Here is a 20,352-nt window from a genome sequence, read left to right as displayed (position 1 = left end):
ACGGGATGGCCGGATAATGACCGCCCCGCAAGGACAAGCCATGCCTCTCCCCCGCAATCTCGCCGCGGATTCGCTGCGGCGACACCCTGCCTTCGTCGCGTTCTGGTTCGCCCGGATCGCCTCGGGCTTCGGCTTCCAGATGTTGTCCGTCGCGGTCGGCTGGCAGATTTACGCCCTCACCGGACGGGCCTTCGACCTGGGCCTGATTGGCCTGGTGCAGTTCATCCCCTCGGTGCTGCTGGCGCTGCCGGCCGGCCATGTCGCCGACCAGTTCGAACGGCGTCGCATCGTGCTGCTCGGCCAGGTGGCCGAATGGATCGCCATCGCGATACTGGCCGGACTCAGCCTGGCGCATGGCATCCACGAGGCCGGGATCCTGCTGCTGGTGTTCGTCATCGGCATCGCCAAGGCGTTTGAATTTCCCGCGCTGCAGTCAATGCTGCCCGCCCTGGTGCCTGCCGAGGTGCTGCCGCGGGCGATGGCGGTGAACGGTTCGGCGGGTCAGGCGGCGATGATCATGGGCCCGGCACTTGGCGGCTTTCTGTATGTAGCGGGCCCCGGTGTGGTGTATGCGACCTGCGCGGGGTTGTACCTGGTCTCGATCACCCTGATGGCAAGGCTGCGTTACGAGCACGCACCACCGAAGCGCGAGCCAGCGACGTTGAAAACCATGTTCGCCGGCGTGCATTTCATCCGTCGCCGCCCTGACGTGCTGGGCGTGATCTCGCTGGATCTGTTCGCCGTGCTGCTGGGCGGCGCCACCGCCTTGCTGCCGATTTTCGCCAAGGACATCCTGCATACCGGCCCCTGGGGTCTGGGCCTGCTGCGGGCGGCGCCGGCGATGGGCGCGCTGCTGATGTCGGTGTGGCTGGCGCGACACGCGATGCAGCGGCATGTCGGCAGGATCATGTTCGCCTCCGTGGCCGGATTTGGTCTGGCCACCCTGGTCTTTGCCGTGTCCACCCTGCTGTGGCTGTCGCTGCTTGCGCTGTTCGCCCTCGGTGCGTTCGACATGGTCAGCATGGTGATCCGCGGCTCACTGGTGCAACTGGATACGCCGGACGACATGCGCGGGCGGGTCAGTGCGGTCAACGCGATCTTCATCAACACTTCGAACCAGCTGGGTGAATTCGAGTCGGGCATGCTGGCCGCATGGCTGGGCGCGGTCGGCGCGACCCTGGTCGGCGGTATCGGCACCCTGATGGTGGTCGGCTTGTGGATGGGCATGTTTCCGGGCCTGCGCCGACGTCAGAAGTTGTACGTGGAAGCAAACACGACGGAAAGTTCACCGCCCGCTATCCTTTGAGACCCGAACAGCCACCACCGGAGCGTTGCGTGATCACCACCTCGCCGAACGAATTCCTCGAAGCCTTCGCCAGGCTGCCGCCCCTTCCTGACGCCTCGGCAACGGCGCGGGCGGCTTATCTGGTGGCACCGGCCGAGTTCAGCCTGGCGGCGGAATCCGCACGCGACAACCGTTACATGGACATGGATCTGGCCGTCGATCCGTTGAAGGCGCTGGCCCAGCACAGTGCCTTGGCGCAGGCCTTGCGAGCCGACTTGCCGGTGATTACGTTTCCCGGCGATCCGGCCACGCCCGACGCGGTGTTTCCGAACAACGTGTTCGCCACGGCGCCAGGCCGCTTGATCGTGGGCCGCATGCGCCACCCGGTGCGCCAGCGCGAGGCAACCCGCACCGACATCCGAGACTTTTTCGGCGACGTGCTGGGTTACGACGAGATCGATCTGTCCGGCTGCGAGGATCTGGTCGCCGAACTGACCGGCTCGCTGATCATCGACCGGGCACGCGGCGTGGGCTATTGCGGGCTCAGCGAGCGCTGCGACATGGCCGGCGCTCAAGCCATGTTGAAGGCCTTCAACCTGCGCCTGATGTTCTGCTTCGAGCTGGCCGAGGGCGAGTACCACACGAACGTGGTCCTGACCCTGCTGGCCAGCCGCGCGGTAATCATCGCGGCGGACGGACTTCGGGACCCGGCAGCCGCGCAGGCGATCGCCAGCGCCTGCGGTGGTCGCGCGGTCTGGCTGAGCCCGGAGCAGAAGCAGGATTTTGCCGGCAATGCGATCACCTTGTCCGACGATCGCGTGTGGATGAGCGCCCGCGCCGCCACGTCGCTGCGACCGGAACAGGTCGAAGCACTGCGTCAATACGGTTTTGCGCTGGGTTCGGTGGAGCTGGGGGAAATCGAGAAGGCTGGCGGCAGCCTGCGCTGCTGCGTGGGTGAGATCTATTGAGCCCCGATTTTCGTAAACCCCGGCATGGCGACGCATGACGTCACCCCTCCAGCATCACGGAAGCCCGCATGATCACCGTCCATCATCTGAACAACTCGCGCTCGCAGCGTATCCTGTGGCTGCTCGAAGAGCTCGGCGTCCCCTACGAGATCAAGCGTTACCAGCGCGATCCGAAGACCATGCTGGCGCCCCCGGAACTCAAGCGCGTGCATCCGCTGGGCAAGTCGCCGGTGATCACCGACGGCGAACTGGTGCTGGCCGAGTCCGGCGCCATCATCGAATACCTTGCCGACCGCTACGGCGCCGGCGCGCTGATTCCTGCGCATGGCACGCCGGCACGGCTGCGCTGCAATTACTGGCTGCACTACGCGGAAGGCTCGGCGATGCCGCCGTTGCTGATGAAGCTGGTGTTTCGCCGGGTGGAAACCGCGCCGGCGCCGTTTTTCGTCAAGCCGATTGCCAAAAGCATCGCGCACAAGGTGATGCGCACGTTCATCGACCCGCAGCTGCGACTGCACCTGGACTACCTCGAAGGCGAACTGGCCGACAGCGAATGGTTCGTCGGTGACGCCTTCGGTGCCGCCGACATCCAGCTGAGCTTTCCGCTGGAAGCGTTCGCGGCACGCGGCGGGCTCGATGCCAGCCATCCACGGCTGAGCGCGTTCCTGCAGCGCATCCACGCCCGCCCAGCCTACCGGCGCGCGCTGGAAAAGGGCGGCGAGTACAAACTTGGCTGAACGCAAGCCGATGGCTGAGTGTTCCGTTTACGCATCACTCACGGCGTCGCTGCCAGCCTGAGTGCTCAGACGCCAAGGAGATGACCATGCGCAAACACGATATTGGACGCCAGCTGCAGGACACCGCCGAGCGGGCCGGCGAGCGGGCTCGCTATTACGCCGACGGCGCCACCAGCAGCGCACAGGATCTGCTGGAGCGTGGACGCCGCAATATCCGGCAGCGCTTCGACAAGCGCCGCGACTACAGCCGGCAGCTGACCATGGCCGCCGAGGATTTCGCCGACGAGGCGAACTACCAGTATCGCCGGCTGCGCCGCAACGTGAATCGCCATCCGGTGGCGTCGGTGGCCATCGTGGCCGGCACCATTGGTGCGTTCCTGTTGCTTCGTCGCGCATTTCGCAGTGACGACGAAGAGTAATCCTTCGCCATCGGGGACATGAAAAGCCCGCCTTCCGGCGGGCTTTTCATGTCCCCGATGGGTCGGGCTTGAACGTCCGCCCGCGAACTGAACTTCGCGCTGGAGATTGAGGCATCATGCAGCGATCCGCTGCGATCAACGCCGGGCCGCGTGGAGATGCAGCCTGGCTTGGTGGTTCGCATCCTCCCGGGGCCCGCCCTCATTCGAACGATTCTGCCCCCGCCAAGCCAGCGCATGCTTTCCAGAAGTCTGTCCTTCCACCATCCGATTGCCTTCTGGTCAGGCACCGCGCTGATCATCGCAGGCGTACTGGCGCATCTGCCGATGCTGGCGATGGCCGCACCGATGCATTACCAACTGGCTGGCATGCCGATGGACCGCGCGATGCTGGTGGGCATGGTGCTGGTACCGCTGGGCGTATTGCTGGCCGCCTACGGACTGATGCCGCGGCTGGAGCAGATGCGTCGCACCGCGGGCGCCGGCCGCCAACCACTGCCATTCGATTTCGCCGACAACATTCCACTCAATCGTGAACACTGGAAACTGGTCGGAGTGCTGGCACTGGCGCTGGCCGTGGACGTGATGAAGCCTGCCACGATCGGCTTCGTGATGCCCGGTCTGGCGGCCGAATACGGGCTCGGCTCCTCGGTGACCGCCTTGCTGGCGCTGTCGGCGCTGGGTGGAACGGCGGTGGGTTCGGTGATCTGGGGCCGGCTGGGCGACCTGTTCGGTCGGCGTGCCAGCATCCTGCTGTCGGCACTGTTGTTCATGGGCACGTCCATCTGCGGCGCGATGCCTTCATTCGGCTGGAATCTGCTGATGTGTTTCATGATGGGCGCTGCCGCGGGAGGCATGCTGCCAATCACTTTCACCCTGATGGCCGAAACCATTCCGACCCGCCATCGCGGCTGGCTACTGGTCGCGCTGGGCGGCGTCGGCACCTCGGCCGGCTATCTGCTGGCATCGGGTGCCGCAGCCTTGGTGGAGCCGACTTTCAGCTGGCGCGCGCTGTGGCTGCTCAACCTGCCGACCGGCGCATTGATCGTGCTGCTCAACCGCTACATTCCCGAGTCGCCGCGCTTCCTCGCGCTGGCCGGACTGCATGATCAGGCGCAGGCGGTACTGCAACAATTCTGTGGCGCGTCGATGGGGCTCACGGTGGCCAGGGACGCGGCTTCGCACGATGGCCATCGTGCCATCCAGCAGCAGAGCATGCGTCAGCTGTTGCGCGGAAAACACGCGGCGATCAGCTGGGGCCTGATGGTCGGTGCCGTGGGCTGGGGGCTGGTGAACTTCGGCTTCCTGCTGTGGCTGCCGGAGAACCTGGTGAAGCTGGGCGTCGATGCGCATCAATCCGCCGCGTTGCTGGCGCGTTCGGCGATCATGGCCCTGCCGGGCAGCGCGCTGGTGGTGGCGCTTTACCAGCGCTGGAGCAGTATCCGCACGCTGGCGCTGTTCGTCGGCTTGACCGCCCTGTCGCTACTTGGCTTCCTGCTTATCGACGCCAGCCAGCTCCGCTCCAGCGCACTCACCACGGCGGGCACAGTCGCGCTGCTGCTGAGTGTCAGCGGGGTCATCGCCACGCTGATCCCGTATGCCGCCGAAATCTATCCGGCCCATCTGCGCAGCACCGGTGCGGGCTTGATTGCCGCCGGCTCCAAGCTTGGCGGGATTCTGGGCGCCTTGCTCGGTGTCGCCGGATTGTTCGGCCATTTCATGCTGTCGGCGCTGCTGATCGCCGTGCCGATGGCTCTGGCAGGCTGGATGCTGGCTCGCAGCGGCATCGAAACACGCGGACAGGGACTGGAGGCGATCCAGCGCGCGCTGGCCGAATAGCCGCCAACGAAAAGCCGCCTGACGGCGGCTTTTCGTTGCACATGGCTGACGCCAAAGCTCAAACGGTCAACGGATTGGGCTTGTCCTGGTCGAGCTTGTATTCCTTGATGGCGCGACTGACGTCCTTCGCGTTCATCTTGCCGTCCTTCGCCAGCGCAGCCAGCGCCGCGTGCGCGATCCAGTAGCGATCAACCTCGAAGAAATCACGCAGGTGCGCACGCGTGTCCGAGCGGCCGAAGCCATCGGTACCGAGCACGGTGTAGCGCATGCCGTCGGGCATGAAGGCACGGATCTGGTCGGCAAACTCGCGCACGTAATCGGTGGCGGCAACCGCCGGACCGGAACGTCCGTCGAGCAAACCGGTGACATACGGCACGCGCTGCTCCGCTTCCGGATGCAGGCGATTCCAGCGCTCGGCATCGAAACCGTCGCGGCGCAGCTCCACGAAGCTGGGGCAGGACCAGATGTCGGACTTCACGCCGAAATCCTTCTCCAACAGTTCGGCCGCCGCAATCACCTCGCGCAGGATCGTGCCCGAGCCGAGCAGCTGCACGCGCGGCTCGCCCTTCTTCGCCTTGCCGCCATCCTTGAACAGATACATGCCCTTGATGATGCCTTCCTCACTGCCCTTGGGCAGGTCGGGATGGCTGTAGTTCTCGTTCATCACGGTGATGTAGTAGTAGTGGTCTTCCTGCTCCTGCATCATGCTGCGCACGCCGTCCTGCAGGATCACCGCCACCTCGTACGAGAAGGTCGGGTCATACGCCTTCACGTTCGGGATCGCGCCGGCCATCAGGTGCGAATGGCCATCTTCGTGCTGCAGGCCTTCGCCGTTCAACGTGGTGCGGCCCGCGGTGCCACCGACCAGGAAGCCGCGCGCGCGCATGTCGCCGGCGGCCCAGCACAGGTCACCGATGCGCTGGAAACCGAACATCGAGTAATAGATGAAGAACGGCAGCATCGCCTGGTTGCTGTTCGAATAGCTGGTCGCCGCCGCCATCCACGAGGCCATGCCGCCGGCTTCGCTGATGCCCTGCTGCAGCACCTGGCCCTTCTGGTCTTCGCGGTAATACAGCAGCTGGTCCGAATCCTGCGGCTTGTACTTCTGGCCGAACGGCGCGTAGATGCCGATCTGGCGGAACATGCCTTCCATGCCGAACGTACGTGCCTCGTCGGCCACGATCGGCACCACGCGCTCGCCCAGCTGCTTGTCGCGCAGCAGCAGGTTGATGCCGCGCACCAGCGCCATGGTGGTGGAGATCTCGCGCTCGCCGGTGCCCTTGGTGATCTGCTCGAACGCGGACAGCTCCGGCGCCTTCAGCTTGGCCTCGGCCTTGCGCCGGCGCTGCGGCAGGAAGCCGCCGAGCGCCTTGCGGCGTTCCATCATGTACTGCACTTCCGGCGAATCCTTGCCCGGGTGGTAGTACGGCACTTCGTCCCGCAGCTTGTCGTCGGCAATCGGAATCTGGAAGCGGTCACGGAAATGCCGCACCGACTCGTCGTCCAGCTTTTTCTGCTGATGGGTCGGGTTCTGCGACTCGCCCGTGCCCAGGCCCATGCCGTAACCCTTGACCGTCTTGGCCAGGATCACCGTGGGCATGCCCTTGGTGTTCGATGCCGCGTGATAGGCGGCATAGACCTTGTGCGGGTCATGGCCACCACGGTTCAAGCGCCAGATGTCATCGTCGCTGAGGTTGGCGACCATCTCGCGCGTCTCCGGATACTTGCCGAAGAAGTGCTCGCGCGTGTACGCGCCGCCGAATGCCTTGCAAGCCTGGTATTCGCCATCGACGGTTTCCATCATCAGCTTGCGCAGCACGCCCTTGTGGTCGCGCGCCAGGAGCGGGTCCCAGTAACTGCCCCAGGCCAGCTTGATCGCATTCCAGCCACCGCCACGGAACACGCCTTCCAGCTCCTGGATGATCTTGCCGTTGCCGCGCACCGGACCGTCCAGACGCTGCAGGTTGCAGTTGATCACGAAGATCAGGTTGTCCAGGCCCTCGCGACCGGCCAGCGAGATCGCGCCCAGCGACTCCGGCTCGTCGGTCTCGCCGTCGCCCAGGAAGCACCAGATCTTGCGGTCGCTCTTGGGCACCAGGCCGCGGTTCTCGAGGTACTTGAAGAACTGCGCCTGGTAGATCGCCTGGATCGGGCCCAGGCCCATCGATACGGTCGGCACCTGCCAGTAATCCGGCATCAGCCATGGATGCGGATACGACGACAGCGCCCGACCCTTGCCGACCACTTCCATGCGGAACAGGTCGAGCTGGTCCTCGGCCAGACGGCCTTCGAGGAACGAGCGTGCGTAGATGCCCGGGCTGGAGTGGCCCTGATGGAAGATCAGGTCGCCCGGATGATCGGCGCTGGGCGCGCGCCAGAAATGGTTGAAGCCCACGTCGTAGAGCGTGGCGCTGGAGGCGAAGCTGGCGATGTGACCGCCCAGCTCGCCCGGCTTGCGGTTCGCGCGGACGACCATCGCCATCGCGTTCCAGCGGATCAGCGAGCGGATGCGCCATTCCATCGCGGCGTCGCCCGGGCTTTTGGCTTCCTGGCTGGGAGGGATCGTGTTGACGTATTCGGTGGTCGGATTGAATGGCAGGTAGCCGCCCGAGCGACGGGTGGTGTCGACCATCTTCTCCAGCAGGAAATGCGCGCGCTCGGTGCCATCGTGCTGGATCACCGCATCGAGCGAATCCATCCACTCGCGGGTTTCGGTGGGGTCGAGGTCCTGGTTGAGGATGTCGTCGAGCTGATCCATGAAGATTCTCCGCGGGCCCCGTGGCCACGCCTCGTAGTGAGCAGATTAAGTCCTCGATTCTAGCTTTCGACGGAAGGGTGCGCCATACAACATTCGGTTTTTGACCGTTTTCGCTACCATGGTCGTACTTGACACGAAGCCTCATCGATGCGGACGACCATGACCCAGCGACCCCTGATCTCGGTGGCATTGAGCGTGTACAACGGTGCGCGCTTCCTGCGCCGGCAGCTCGACTCGATCCTGGCCCAGCGCGATGTCCGCATCGAGGTGGTGGCCGTGGATGACGGCTCGCGGGACGGCAGCGTCGCCCTGCTGCGCGAGTACATGGAGCGCGATCCACGCGTGCAACTGCACGTCAACCCGCAAAACCTCGGCCCCACGCGGAGCTTCGAGCGCGCCATGTCGCTGTGCCGCGGTGAATTTCTCGCACCCAGCGACCAGGATGACTTCTGGCAGCCGGACAAGCTGGCCACGCTGCTCGCCGCGATCGGCGAACACGATCTGGCCTATTGCGATTCTGAATACATCGACAGCGACGACCGCCCGAGCGGGCGCCGCATTTCCGACGACCTCGACATGCTGCGCGGAACCTCGCTGATGCAGTTCGTGTTCGCCAACTCGGTATCGGGCCACGCCGCGTTGCTGCGGCGCAGCCTGTTCGAGGAAGTGCGGCCGCTGCCACCGGGCCTCTACTACGACTGGGTATTGGCGATGTTTGCCGCCGCGCGCAACGGCATCGTCTACGTGGACCAGGCGCTGGTACAGTTCCGCCGCCACCAGGAAGCGTTCTCGTCACTCGGCACAGCGGATCGAGTCAGGCCACCCAGTCGCAATCGCGCCTGGTTCAACGAACGCAAGCTGTTGCTGCAGGCTCTGATCGGGAGTCGTTTCGATGGCAACGGGAGCGCCGCCCGCACACTGCAAGCCCTGGAAATCGCGGTCTCCGGGCAGTCACGCCTGCCGCTGTTGCGTGCGATCTGGCGTGAACGCGACCCAGCGTCGCATGGCCAGCGCTCGGCGGCATTCAATGCGATAAGGCTGCAGAGTCGGGTGCTGCGCAAACTTCATCGCGCCCGCGGGGAGCCCGAACTGGTCGATGCGTCGTTCGATCCCGCGAAGGCGTGATCTGTTCAGTTATCGCTAGCGCGTCGAGCGCCCGAACCAGCGCCGCGGCAACAGCAACTTCAAGGCACGCTCGACGCTCTTGCGACGCAGACCGGGGTGTTTCAGCCCCTGCCATAACAGACCAAACCACTGGTCGCGCGACTTGTCGAGCAGCATCTCGCGCATCTCCGCCTCCAGCCGGTACATCGCCGCCAGCTCCAGCGCCAGCTGCCGCCGCGGCGCGGGCAGATCGGGGCGTTCCGCGACGCAGCGTTCCTGATCGGCGGCGATGTCGCGATACATCGCGAGCACCCGGCGGTTGCGCCGCTCATAGGTGGGATAATCCTTGCCGCTGCGGTCGAACACCCAATCGTTGAGATTGTTGCCGTGACGTCGATAGCCAAGCAGGGCCTCGGGCAGGCAGCGGCACTCGCCGAGCAGCGCCGCACGCAGACTGAGCATGTTGTCCTCGACCTTGCCTTGCAATGGCGGAAACCCGGTCAGCAGTTCGCGCCGCAATGCCATCGACGCGCCGAGCACGGTCTGCATCTTGCCCCGGCGCAGGAACCAGCGCTGGTCGAGCAGCGCCGGCATGCCACGCACGCTCGACGCAAGACGCGTGCCGACGCTGTCGATGTCGTCGACGGCGGAGCCGACCACTTGCGCGGCTGGATGCGCCGCGAACTCTGCCAGCAGCCGCTCGACGCGCTGTGGATAGGCCACGTCGTCACCGGCCATGCACACCAGCACCTCGCTTTCGGCAATCGCGGCAAGATCATTGAGATGTGCGCACAGGCCGAGATTATGCGGGGTGCGGCGCACGCGCACGCGGTGTGGTCCCTCATACCCGTGCACGACCGCCTCGGCAACCGCGATCGTGTCGTCATCGGAGCAGTCATCGGAAACGATGATCTCGCACGGCACGGTCTGCGCCAGCGCGGAGCGCAGTGCTTCGGCGATGGTGCCCTGCATCCGGTAAGCAATCACCAGCACACTGCAGGTCGGCAACCCTTGTGCAGCAGCGATTGCCGCCGGCTGATTTTTGATCATGCTCCCCCCCGGATCCCCTGCATGTGTCAGGTAGCTTCGTCGCGCAGCGTGCCGCGGCCGGTGCCGCGCTGTGCCGCGCGGATCTGGGCATCGACTGCAGCGATCGCGGTCATGTTGACCACCCGCCGCGCGGACGAGGCCGGAGTCAGGATATGCGCCGGCTTGTCCACGCCCATCAGGATCGGCCCGATCGCGACGCCGTCGGTCATCACCCGGATGATGTTATACGTGATGTTGGCCGCGTCCAGGTTCGGCATCACGAACAGGTTGGCCCGTCCTTCCAGCGTGGTGTTCGGGAAGATCCGCTGGCGCAGGGTCTCGTCCCACGCGGTGTCGGCCTGCATTTCGCCATCCATGTTCAGTTTCGGTGCGCGCGCCCTGAGGATCTCGCGGACCTTGCGCATCTTGGCGGCGCTCGGGTTGTCATGGCTGCCGTAGTTGGAGTGCGACAGCAGTGCCACCTTCGGCTCGATGCCAAACAGCTTGAGCCGGTAGGTTGCCTGCAACGTGGCATCGGCGATCTGCTCGGCGCTCGGGTCGAGCTGCACATGGGTGTCGAGGAAGAACCACGCCCCCTTCTCGTTGATCACACCGGTCATCGCCGACGTGCACTGCACGCCCGGATCCAGACCGAACACGCTGCGCAGGTAGCCGAGTTTCTTGTGGTAACGACCCACCAAACCGCAGATCATCGCGTCCGCCTCGCCGCGCTCGACCATCAGCGTGGCGATCAAAGTGGGTCGCGAACGCAACAGATTCTTGGCCGCCGCCGGCGTTACGCCGCGGCGCTCGGTCAGCGCGTGGTACTGCTGCCAGTAGTCGTTGAAACGCGGATCGTCATTGATGTTGGTCAGCTCGAAATCGACACCGACGCGCATGCGCAGTCCCAGTCGCTGGATGCGGGTCTCGATCACGTCCGGACGACCAATCAAAATCGGACGGGCAAGGCGATCGTCGATCACCGTCTGCACCGCACGCAGCACGACCTCCTCTTCGCCCTCGGCATACACCACGCGCTGCTGGTTGGCACGGGCACGTTCGTACACCGGCTTCATCAACAGGCCGGTGCGGTAGATGAACTGGCCGAGCTTCTCGCGATATGCCTCCATGTCTTCCAGCGGGCGTGTGGCCACGCCGGAATCCATTGCCGCCTGTGCCACCGCCGAGGACAGCATCACCAGCAGGCGCGGATCGAACGGGCGCGGGATCAGGTACTCGGGGCCGAAGGTGGGGACTTCACCGGCGTAGGCGCCGGCCAGGTCACCGGCCTCCATGCGCGCAAGCGCGGCGATCGCGCGCACGCAGGCAATCTTCATCGCCTCGTTGATCACCGTGGCGCCCACGTCCAGCGCGCCGCGGAACAGGTACGGGAAGCACAACGCGTTGTTGACCTGGTTCGGATAATCCGAGCGTCCGGTGGCCATGATGCAGTCCGGTCGCACCGCCTTGGCGTCTTCCGGAGTGATCTCCGGATTCGGGTTCGCCAGCGCGAAGATGATCGGCCGCTCCGCCATCGTGGCGACCATTTCCGGCTTTAGGATGCCGCCGGCTGACAGACCGAGGAAGATGTCCGCGCCATCGACGATCTCGGCCAGGCTGCGCGCCTTGGTGTCACGCGCGTAGCGCTGCTTGTCCGGATCCAGGCCGGTGCGTTCGCTGTGGATCACGCCTTCGCGGTCAAACGCCACGATGTGCTCGGGCTTCACGCCCAACGCCACCAGCATGTCGAGACAGGAAATGCCGGCCGCACCGGCGCCGGTGGTGGCCACCCGCACCTCCTCGATGCGCTTGCCGACCACTTCCAGCGCATTCAGCACGGCGGCACCGACAATGATGGCGGTGCCGTGCTGGTCATCGTGGAATACCGGGATCTTCATGCGCTCGCGCAGCTTGCGCTCGACGACGAAACATTCAGGCGCCTTGATGTCTTCGAGGTTGATGCCGCCGAAGGTCGGTTCCAGGCTGGCGATGATGTCGACCAGCTTGTCCGGGTCGTTCTCGTCGATCTCGATGTCGAACACGTCGATGCCGGCGAACTTCTGGAACAGCACGCCCTTGCCTTCCATCACCGGCTTGCTCGCCAGCGGGCCGATGTTGCCCAGGCCGAGCACCGCGGTGCCGTTGGTGATCACCGCCACCAGGTTCGAACGGGCGGTGTATTCGGCCGCTGAAGTCGGATCCTCGACGATCGCATCGCAGGCCGCCGCCACGCCGGGTGAATACGCCAGCGACAGATCACGCTGGGTCAGCAGCGAGGTGGTCGGGGTGACCTTGATCTTGCCCGGACGCGGCAGGCGGTGATATTCGAGTGCAGCGAGGCGCAGTTCTTCGGGGAGGCTCATGGGATGCGTTTTGTCATGTGAAGGAGCGCGGGCCGCGAAGCAGCCGACGTGGCGTGATGTTAACACCGGCGCGGCCTGCGCCGGCCCCGGCCGCGGTGCGGGTTCAGATGCCGGCCAGCCAGTCGTCGCCTTGCACCTGGCCCAGCTGGATGCCGTTGACGAAGACCGAGAACGCCAGCTTGCCGGCCAGTCCATGCACGTGCTGCATCCACGGCGGCAGCCACCGCGGCGGCAGGATCGCGCCGGACTCGAAGTGCGGCTGCAGCGCGATCACGTCGTGCAGGGTCAGCTTGCCGGCGAACAGATGACGCAGCAGATCCATCCGCCGCTGCCGCAACGCCCAGCGGAAGAAGGTGTGCACGGTGAGCAGGCCGGACAGGTAGACGTTGTCCTTGGCGAACGCGGCGCCACCGCCCAGTGGCACGCCGCGGAACACGCGCTGGGCCGAGTGGAAACTGTCGGCGGCGCTCTGTCCGCACAGGCTGAAGTACTTGTAGACCTCGACGAAGTCGGCGCCGTTGAGCGCCATGTCGATGGCCAGGATGCGCAGACTGATCCGCTTCAGCCGGGTAATGTCGATGGCGCCGGACATCAGCTCGGCGAACACCGCCAGCCCTTCCTGGGTGGCGGTGACTCGCGGCGAGGTACGCGCCAGCGACCCCAGCAGCGGCTGTCGGCGGCCATTCAATGCCGTCAACGAGTGCACGAAGGCCTCATGCGCCAGCAACTGGTGACGGTCGTATTCGCTGAAGGATTCGCCGCCGCGCAGGCGGATGCGGGTAGCGCCGGCGGCAGCCTTGGCGGTCAGCTCGGCATCCACTTCCACACTGATCGTGCCGATGCCGAAGAAGTCATCAAGGGTGGCAGCAAGGTCGGCGCGCAGTGCGTCTGCCGGCATGTTCACGATGCTGTCGTCGGCCAGCAGGTCGGCACCGAGCTCGTCGGACAGCGCAACGAAATAGCGCGCGGCATCCAGATTGCTGCGCTGGCTGCCGGGAATCAGGTCGTCGGGACGACCATACAGCGCGATCGACGGCGCAGTGACTCCTGCGGTCCCGACCAGTTCCAGCATTTCCGCGGCCATGCGCCACGACTCGGCGGTGCGTCGCAGGTAGTCGCCGAGCGGATCGATGTCATGCGGATCCGCGCCGCCCGCCGCCGCTTCGATGGCCACCAGTTCGGCGCGTACTGCCGTCAGGTCCGGCCGCGTGTACGTCACCTCGGGCAGGATGAAGTTGCCCTTGCTGTAGGCGTCGATCATCCGGTTTTCCAGCGACGCCGGCCACGCCACCGTGGGCAGGATTCGGATCCCGCGCACGGCGGCGAGCAGCCGCTGGTCGAGCGCGGCGTAGCGCTCCAGTCCGGGCATCACGGTGGAACCGGCCATGCTCACCGGGCCGCCTGCCGGAGGGCATCAACGCGCCGGATCAGGTTCATCACGACAGGATCGGGCTGGAACAGGCTGAACAGCCTGCGCGGACTGGCGGGCATGAAGTTCAACTCGGATCCGAACGGGGTCGCGGTGCGCAACATCACGGTAATTCGTCGCGGATTGGTCGTCGTGGTGGCGTTGACATTCATCACGTCGGTCAGCGGCACACGGCGCTTTTCGCCGCGGTTCGTCACCACCAGCCAGTCGCCGTCCAGCCAGACCTCGTCCATCAGGTCGGACACCACTCGACGATAGACCACCCATCCGATCGCCCCCATCAACAGCGGCATGACAAGAAACATCAGGTCCGGCGGCGCGCCGTCGACGCTGTCAGGGTGAAGTCGCGCCCACAGCGCAAACGCGAGGAAAAGCGCGATGAATCCGAACCACAGCACCGGAAACACGCGCTTGTAGAACCCGGTGCTGCTGGATGACAGTCGTTGCATGCGAGCCCCTGCGTCAATGAAGGGGATGGTAGAGGCTGGGCGGTACGTTCAGGTCTTGGCAGAAGACACCACTCAGTCGCGTTCGCGCTGCCCGCGGTGACCGTGCGGACGGTCGATCGGACGGCCGCCGCGCTGGCGGCGCAGACGTGCCTCCAGCGTGGCGGCCTGCTCCTCGCGCTCGTCGTGCAGCTTGAGGTAGTTGCGCCAGCGCCCGGGCGCCAGTTCGCCGGTATCCAGCGCCACCTGCACCGCACAGCCAGGCTCGCTGCCGTGGCTGCAGTCGGCAAAGCGGCATCGCTCGGCCAGCGCCTCGATGTCGGCGAACAGGTCGAGGTTTTCCTCGCCGGTGAGCTTGAGTTCACGCATGCCGGGGGTGTCGATCATGCAGCCGCCACTGGGCAACTGCAGCAGCGCACGATGGGTGGTGGTGTGGCGACCGCGGCTGTCGTGGCTGCGCACCTCGGCGGTGGCCATCGTGGCGGTGCCCAGCAAGGTGTTGGTCAGCGTGGACTTGCCGGCCCCCGAGGAGCCCACCAGCACCGCACTGTCGCCCGGCTGCAGGTAAGGCGCCAGCAGCGCCACGCTGGCCGGATCCTTGCCGTTCAAAGGATGAATCGGAACGCTGGCCGGCAGTCGCTCACGCAATGCCGCAATCTGTGCGGCGGCGTCCTCGCGCGTATCCAGTTTGCTCAGCAGCACCACTGGCTGCGCGCCGGAATCCTCGGTCAGCGACAGGTAGCGTTCGATCCGCGCGGGGTTGAAGTCCCCGTCCAGGCCGGTCAGCACCAGCACGTAATCGATATTGGTGGCGATCAACTGGCGCTCGTAGCGTTCGCCGGCGGCAGCGCGCGACAGGATGGTTCGACGCGGCAGCACGTTGACGATGTGCGGCGGCTTGCCCTCGGCAACCTCGACAAAGTCGCCGACCACCGGCCGTTCGGTCGGGTCGATGCCGCGCTTCAGATAGCGCCCGTCCGGCTGCGCGCCGAACAGGGTTTCACCGTCGTGCAATTCGTAGCCGGCGCGATGCTGGGCGACCACCCGCGCCAGGCGCAGGCCATTGCCGGGCAGCGCGTCACCGCGCCAGCCAATGCGGCGCATGCATTCGATCGTTTCGCTATCGCTCATGGGGATTTTGGTCGGCGGGTACGGGAGGGATTATGCCCTGCCTGAAGACTAGCCGACGATGAACAGAAATCCGCCCCGAATGCCCCTCGCGCCGCGCTGCATCACGCTGCTAGCATCGAGCTGCCGGCGGCACGAACGCCGCCTGTCATCCCCTGTGACAAGGAATCCACGTTGGCCTCGATCACACCCAGTGCGCACCTGATGGACGTGCGCTATGAAATCCGCGGGGCGCTGACCCGGCGCGCACGCGAGTTGGAAGCGGCCGGGCTGGACATCATCAAGCTCAATATCGGCAACCCCGGTCGCTACGGTTTCGAAGCGCCGGCGCACCTGCGCGAGGCGATCGCCAGCCACCTGCACGACAGCGAGGCCTATGGCCACGAACAGGGGCTGGAGGTCGCCCGCGAGGCGATCGCCGCGCAGCAGCGTGCCCGGGGCGCCCGCGGCGTGGACGCCGAGCGCATCCTCATCGGCAATGGCGTCAGCGAGCTGATCGACCTGTCGTTGCGCGCTCTGCTGCAGGATGGCGACGAGGTGCTGCTGCCCAGTCCGGACTATCCGCTGTGGAGCGCCGCCACCATCCTCAACGGCGGCCGGCCACGCTATTACCGCTGCCTGGCCCGCAACGGTCACCTGCCTGATCCGGACGAGATCGAAGCGCTGATCACCCCGCGCACCCGCGCACTGGTGCTGATCAACCCGAACAATCCCACCGGCGTGACCTATCCGCGCGCCATGCTGGAGCGGCTGGTGGCGATTGCCGCGCGGCACCGCCTGCTGCTGCTGGCGGACGAAATCTACGACGAGATTCTCTACGACGGTGCCCGCTTCCAGCCGCTGGCGGAGGTCGCCGGCGAGCTGCCCTGCCTGAGCTTCGGCGGCCTGTCCAAGGTGCATCGCGCCTGCGGCTACCGGGTCGGCTGGATGAGCCTTTCGGGCGATCCGCGCGGCAGTGCCGCCTATCGCGATGCGTTGCAGCTGCTGGCCGCGTTGCGCCTGTGTGCCAATGTCACGGCGCAGTGGGCCATACTGCCGGCGCTGCAGGACGCGCCCACGATCGGCGCGCTGACCGCGCCCGGTGGCCGGCTGCACGAAGCGCGCCGCGCCGTGATCGACGGTGTCGCCGCCAGCCCATACCTGGAGCTGGTTGCCCCCGACGGTGCGCTCTACGCGTTTCCCCAGGTCCGCGCCGACAGCATTCCGGATTTCGACGACGAGGCCTTTGCGCTGCGCCTGCTGGAAGAGGAATCGGTACTGGTGGTTCCCGGCAGCAGCTTCAACGTGCCGCGCAGCCGGCATTTCCGACTGACCTTGTTGCCGCCGCCGGCGCAGATGCATGAGGTATTCGTGCGCATCGAACGTGTACTGGCCAGCATGGCGCGCGAGCAATCCGTCGCGACCGCCGTAGCCTGATGACCTCTGCCTCGGGATACCTCGCGCTGGGCGATTCCTACACGATCGGCGAAGCCGTGGCCGTGGATGAGTGCTGGCCGGCCCTGCTGGCGCGGGATTTGCGCTCGCGGCGCGGCCTCCTCAGCGAACCGCAGATCATCGCGGTCACCGGCTGGACCACCGATGAGCTTTCGCGGGGAATGGACGAAGCCACGCTGACACCGCCGTACGCCCTGGTCACCCTGCAGATCGGCGTGAACAACCAGTACCGCGGACGCTCTGCGGACGAATACCGCGAGCAGTTCACCGCGCTGTTGGCGCGCGCGATCGGCCTGGCCGGTGATCACGCCGAACGGGTGGTGGTGGTGTCGATTCCGGACTGGGGGGTGACCCCCTTCGCCGGTCAACAGGGTCGCGATCGCCCGACAATTGCGCGGGAACTGGATGCGTTCAATGCCATCGCTTGCGATGCCGCCGCGCGCAGCGGCGCGCATTTCGTGGACATCACCGGCATCTCCCGCGCGCATCCGGCCCTGGTCGCCGCGGACGGATTGCATCCCGCCGCCGCCCAGTACCGCCTGTGGCTGGCAGCCATTGCCCCCGCGGCGGCGCAGGCCTTGGGCGGCACACACTGACGGGAGCGCCGGCCACCAGGCATTTGCGGCCCCTGATCCCGGTCAATCCGGCACGACCCGCAGGCGCGGTATCATGCACGGTCTCCCACCCGCTCTTCAGGAATCACGCCATGTCGCTCGATCCCGGCACCCGCGAACGTATCGAAACCCTGCTCAAGGACCACCGCGTGGTGCTGTTCATGAAGGGTGACCGCAACCAGCCGATGTGCGGCTTCTCCGCCGCCGCCACCAACACGCTGAACGAATTGTTGCCGGAATACCATACGGTGAACGTGCTGGAAGACCCGGAGATCCGCGAAGGCATCAAGGCTTACGGCGATTGGCCGACGATCCCGCAGTTGTACGTGGGCGGCGAACTGGTCGGCGGCGCCGACATCATCCGCCAGATGTACGGCAGCGGCGAACTGCACCAGCTGTTCGGTGCCACCGCGCCGGACCGTACCCCGCCGGAAATCACCATCACGGACGCCGCCGCCGAAGCGATCCGGCAGGGCACCGCGAATGCGCAAGGCGTGGCACTGCACCTGGAGATCGGCCCCGACCACAGCGCCGGCTTCCAGCTGGCGCCGGCCGGCGAGCACGACATCGTGGCGGTGGCCAATGGCCTCGAAGTGCACTTCGACCCGGCCAGCGCCCAGCGCGCGAAGGGCATCGTGATCGACTGGGTATCGACGGTACAGGGCGAGGGCCTGAGCCTGAAGTTCCCCAGCGCCGTGGAAATCAAGTCGCTCAGCGTCCAGCAGCTCAGCACTCGACTCGCCGCCAACGACATCGTGTTGATCGACGTACGCCCGGCCCAGGGCCGCGCGCTCGCCGCACCGCTGGCGCAGGCCCGGGTACTGGAAGACGAAGGCTACGAGAAGCTCGCGTCGCTGCCGAAGGACACGCCGATCGCCTTCATCTGCCACCACGGCATGTCCAGCCGCGCCATGGCCGAGCGCTTCGCTGCGCACGGCTTCAGCAATCTCCACAACGTGGAAGGCGGGATGGACGCCTGGGCGATTGAAGTGAACCCCGAGGTACCGCGTTACTGAGCGGCCGGCGCGGTTCCGAAGCACGCGAAAATGAATCGGGCCACCGCATGCCCGGCCCCATGAAACCCGGATGTCACCCGCCATGAAGGGAACCTCGTCCCGACCGCCTGCCCAGGTATCACTCGGCGCCCTGTCACCCACCGCCACGCGCTTGCTCAACGCGGCGGGCACGGCGCTGGGGCGCCAGCAGCTTGATGACGCCGAACGTGCATTGTTCGGCGTGCTGGCGCTGGCGCCGGACTGCGCGGAGGCAAACCGGTTGATGGGCGTTGTTTCGCAGATTCGCGGTGACCACGCGAAGGCGATCGATTTCCTGCAACACGCGCTCGCCATCAACGCCGGCGACGCCACCGCGCACATGAACCTTGGCAGCGCCCTTTACGAAACGGGCGCCACCGAGGCTGCGCTGACCAGCCTTCGCCATGCCTGCGAACTGGCTCCGGACATGAGCTCCGGCTGGTACAACCTGGGCAAGGCGCTGAAGCTGCAACTCCAGTATGGGGCTGCCCAGACTGCACTGGAAAAGGCGCTCACCCTTGATCCGGCCCATGTGTTGTCGCGCATATGTCTGGCCGACGCATTGACCGGGCTGGGCGACATCGACGGTGCGGCCCGCAACTATCGTGAAGTGTTGCGCCGTCAGCCGACCCACGCACTGGCCTGGTTCTCCCTGGCCAACTTGAAGACCGTGGGGTTCGCGCCCGCCGACGTGGCCCAGTTGGAACGTGCGTTGCAGCGCACCACCGACAACGAGGCACGCATCTGGCTGCAATTCGCGCTTACCAAGGCTTGCGAGGATCAGGCCGACTACGTCGGCGCGTTCAAGTCGCTGCAACAAGCCAATGCGCTGAAGCGGCGTTCGGTGGGATGGAACGGGGACGCGGAGCATGCCCGCGTGAGTGCCATCATGGCGGCGTTCGAAGCGCCGCTGCCGACACCGGCAGAGCCGACCCTGGGCCATGAAGTGATTTTCATAGTGAGCTTGCCGCGCTCTGGCAGCACGCTGACCGAGCAAATTCTCGCGTCCCATCCCGATGTCGAGGGGGCCAACGAAATCACGGATTTTCCGCAGGTCATCGAGGACGAATCAAGGCGTCGAGGAAAGGCGTTCCCGCTGTGGGTGGCGGACGCAACCGCCGAAGACTGGTCGCGGCTGGGGAATGACTATCTTGCGCGTACCCGGCGCTGGCGCCAGGAACGGGCGCGCTTCACCGACAAGAACCTGGTCACTTGGCAATATGTCGGCGCCATCGCGGCCATGCTGCCGGGCGCGCGCATCGTGAGTTGCCATCGCGATCCGCTGGAAACCTGTTTCGCCTGCTATCGCCAATTGTTCAGCAACGGCGCGCACTTCAGCTACGACCTCACGGACATGGCCGACCATTACAAGGATTACGATCGCCTGCGGCGTCATTGGCAGACGCTTTTCCCGCAGCGCATGCTGGACCATCAGTACGAGACATTGCTGGCCGATCCCGAGACTCGGATACGCCGATTGCTGGCGTTCTGCGGCCTGGATTTCGACGAAGCGTGCCTGTCCCCGCATCTGTCCTCCCGTACCGTACGCAGCACGGCCAGCGCGGCCCAGGTGCGCGAACCGCTGCGTGGACCGATGGCGCACAGTTCGCACTATCCGACCCAACTGGAGCCTCTTCGAAGCCGGTTGGGCGATACACGAACCGCCTGACGGCACGCGGGTACCTGGCTCCGGCTCAACGGCTCCCATTCAATCCCGCGCAAACAAGAAGGCCGCCCGATGGGCGGCCTTCTTGTTTGGACTCTCACG

General features: G+C 65.8%; 16 protein-coding genes. 10 read left to right on the top strand and 6 right to left on the bottom strand.

Features of this window, described 5'->3' with window-relative positions:
* Positions 1-40: 40 nt before the first annotated feature.
* The 5 genes from ACVWWQ_RS07135 (at position 41) to ACVWWQ_RS07115 (ending at position 5,245) form a co-directional block, all read left to right on the top strand.
* Positions 41-1,306, top strand: a complete 1,266-nt coding sequence (locus ACVWWQ_RS07135; RefSeq protein ID WP_133948467.1) for an MFS transporter — start codon at positions 41-43, stop codon at positions 1,304-1,306.
* Between the two features lie 29 nt (positions 1,307-1,335).
* Positions 1,336-2,253, top strand: coding sequence for an arginine deiminase-related protein (locus ACVWWQ_RS07130; protein ID WP_133948469.1), 918 nt, complete (start codon positions 1,336-1,338; stop codon positions 2,251-2,253).
* A 68-nt stretch (positions 2,254-2,321) separates the two neighbouring features.
* Positions 2,322-2,990, top strand: coding sequence for a glutathione S-transferase (locus ACVWWQ_RS07125; protein WP_133948472.1), 669 nt, complete (start codon positions 2,322-2,324; stop codon positions 2,988-2,990).
* Between the two features lie 86 nt (positions 2,991-3,076).
* Positions 3,077-3,409 carry a hypothetical protein gene (locus ACVWWQ_RS07120; RefSeq protein WP_099653373.1) on the top strand — a complete coding sequence of 111 codons (333 nt, stop codon included), beginning with the start codon at positions 3,077-3,079 and terminating at the stop codon, positions 3,407-3,409.
* A 234-nt stretch (positions 3,410-3,643) separates the two neighbouring features.
* The gene (locus ACVWWQ_RS07115; RefSeq protein WP_133948474.1) at positions 3,644-5,245 is read left to right on the top strand and encodes an MFS transporter; all 1,602 of its coding nucleotides are present in this window, start codon (positions 3,644-3,646) and stop codon (positions 5,243-5,245) included.
* 58 nt (positions 5,246-5,303) lie between these two features.
* Here the strand turns inward: ACVWWQ_RS07115 and aceE are convergent, their stop codons facing one another.
* A complete protein-coding gene (gene aceE, locus ACVWWQ_RS07110) occupies positions 5,304-8,003 on the bottom strand; it encodes a pyruvate dehydrogenase (acetyl-transferring), homodimeric type (RefSeq protein WP_133948476.1) in 2,700 nt (899 codons plus the stop codon).
* Positions 8,004-8,162: 159 nt separating this feature from the next.
* Here aceE and ACVWWQ_RS07105 point away from each other — a divergent pair, with 159 nt between their 5' ends.
* Positions 8,163-9,128, top strand: a complete 966-nt coding sequence (locus ACVWWQ_RS07105) for a glycosyltransferase (protein ID WP_166669709.1) — start codon at positions 8,163-8,165, stop codon at positions 9,126-9,128.
* A gap of 15 nt (positions 9,129-9,143) precedes the next feature.
* Here ACVWWQ_RS07105 and ACVWWQ_RS07100 read toward each other — a convergent pair whose 3' ends face one another.
* The 5 genes from ACVWWQ_RS07100 to rsgA form a co-directional block, all read right to left on the bottom strand.
* Positions 9,144-10,157, bottom strand: coding sequence for a glycosyltransferase (locus tag ACVWWQ_RS07100; protein ID WP_133948480.1), 1,014 nt, complete (start codon positions 10,155-10,157; stop codon positions 9,144-9,146).
* 26 nt (positions 10,158-10,183) lie between these two features.
* A complete protein-coding gene (locus ACVWWQ_RS07095; protein WP_099652921.1) occupies positions 10,184-12,499 on the bottom strand; it encodes an NADP-dependent malic enzyme in 2,316 nt (771 codons plus the stop codon).
* A gap of 103 nt (positions 12,500-12,602) precedes the next feature.
* Complete coding sequence (locus ACVWWQ_RS07090; RefSeq protein WP_208321579.1) at positions 12,603-13,886, bottom strand: flavohemoglobin expression-modulating QEGLA motif protein; 1,284 nt, start codon at positions 13,884-13,886, stop codon at positions 12,603-12,605.
* Positions 13,887-13,888: 2 nt separating this feature from the next.
* Positions 13,889-14,335 (bottom strand): hypothetical protein, encoded by a 447-nt coding sequence (locus ACVWWQ_RS07085; RefSeq protein ID WP_457383344.1) that lies wholly within the window; start codon positions 14,333-14,335, stop codon positions 13,889-13,891.
* Between the two features lie 114 nt (positions 14,336-14,449).
* On the bottom strand, positions 14,450-15,505 hold the full coding sequence (rsgA, locus tag ACVWWQ_RS07080; RefSeq protein ID WP_099652924.1) for a ribosome small subunit-dependent GTPase A: 1,056 nt from the start codon (positions 15,503-15,505) through the stop codon (positions 14,450-14,452).
* Positions 15,506-15,676: 171 nt separating this feature from the next.
* On the opposite strand from rsgA, the gene ACVWWQ_RS07075 reads away from it, so the two are divergent.
* The 4 genes from ACVWWQ_RS07075 (at position 15,677) to ACVWWQ_RS07060 (ending at position 20,253) form a co-directional block, all read left to right on the top strand.
* Complete coding sequence (locus ACVWWQ_RS07075; RefSeq protein WP_133948487.1) at positions 15,677-16,918, top strand: aminotransferase class I/II-fold pyridoxal phosphate-dependent enzyme; 1,242 nt, start codon at positions 15,677-15,679, stop codon at positions 16,916-16,918.
* Entirely contained in the window at positions 16,918-17,532 is a 615-nt protein-coding gene (locus tag ACVWWQ_RS07070; RefSeq protein WP_133948489.1) for an SGNH/GDSL hydrolase family protein, read from the top strand. The genes ACVWWQ_RS07075 and ACVWWQ_RS07070 overlap by 1 nt, the downstream gene beginning before the upstream one ends.
* Before the next feature lie 110 nt (positions 17,533-17,642).
* Entirely contained in the window at positions 17,643-18,566 is a 924-nt protein-coding gene (grxD, locus tag ACVWWQ_RS07065) for a Grx4 family monothiol glutaredoxin (protein WP_133948491.1), read from the top strand.
* Positions 18,567-18,648: 82 nt separating this feature from the next.
* Positions 18,649-20,253: a tetratricopeptide repeat-containing sulfotransferase family protein gene (locus tag ACVWWQ_RS07060; protein ID WP_166669710.1), complete on the top strand. Its 1,605-nt coding sequence runs from the start codon at positions 18,649-18,651 to the stop codon at positions 20,251-20,253.
* Positions 20,254-20,352: the final 99 nt, after the last annotated feature.

This window comes from Rhodanobacter sp. TND4EL1, assembly GCF_054061035.1.
Note: the sequence above shows the minus strand (reverse complement) of the source record. Positions and strands in the feature narration are given on the sequence as shown.

Bases quoted from the DNA above. Each gene is read 5' to 3' on its own strand.
- ACVWWQ_RS07060 (WP_166669710.1), top strand. From the start codon at position 18,649: ATGAAGGGAACCTCGTCCCGACCGCCTGCCCAGGTATCACTCGGCGCC.
- ACVWWQ_RS07135 (WP_133948467.1), top strand. From the start codon at position 41: ATGCCTCTCCCCCGCAATCTCGCCGCGGATTCGCTGCGGCGACACCCT.
- ACVWWQ_RS07095 (WP_099652921.1), bottom strand. From the start codon at position 12,499: ATGAGCCTCCCCGAAGAACTGCGCCTCGCTGCACTCGAATATCACCGC.
- ACVWWQ_RS07115 (WP_133948474.1), top strand. From the start codon at position 3,644: ATGCTTTCCAGAAGTCTGTCCTTCCACCATCCGATTGCCTTCTGGTCA.
- grxD (WP_133948491.1), top strand. From the start codon at position 17,643: ATGTCGCTCGATCCCGGCACCCGCGAACGTATCGAAACCCTGCTCAAG.
- aceE (WP_133948476.1), bottom strand. From the start codon at position 8,003: ATGGATCAGCTCGACGACATCCTCAACCAGGACCTCGACCCCACCGAA.
- ACVWWQ_RS07090 (WP_208321579.1), bottom strand. From the start codon at position 13,886: ATGGCCGGTTCCACCGTGATGCCCGGACTGGAGCGCTACGCCGCGCTC.
- ACVWWQ_RS07105 (WP_166669709.1), top strand. From the start codon at position 8,163: ATGACCCAGCGACCCCTGATCTCGGTGGCATTGAGCGTGTACAACGGT.
- ACVWWQ_RS07125 (WP_133948472.1), top strand. From the start codon at position 2,322: ATGATCACCGTCCATCATCTGAACAACTCGCGCTCGCAGCGTATCCTG.
- ACVWWQ_RS07120 (WP_099653373.1), top strand. From the start codon at position 3,077: ATGCGCAAACACGATATTGGACGCCAGCTGCAGGACACCGCCGAGCGG.
- rsgA (WP_099652924.1), bottom strand. From the start codon at position 15,505: ATGAGCGATAGCGAAACGATCGAATGCATGCGCCGCATTGGCTGGCGC.
- ACVWWQ_RS07070 (WP_133948489.1), top strand. From the start codon at position 16,918: ATGACCTCTGCCTCGGGATACCTCGCGCTGGGCGATTCCTACACGATC.
- ACVWWQ_RS07100 (WP_133948480.1), bottom strand. From the start codon at position 10,157: ATGATCAAAAATCAGCCGGCGGCAATCGCTGCTGCACAAGGGTTGCCG.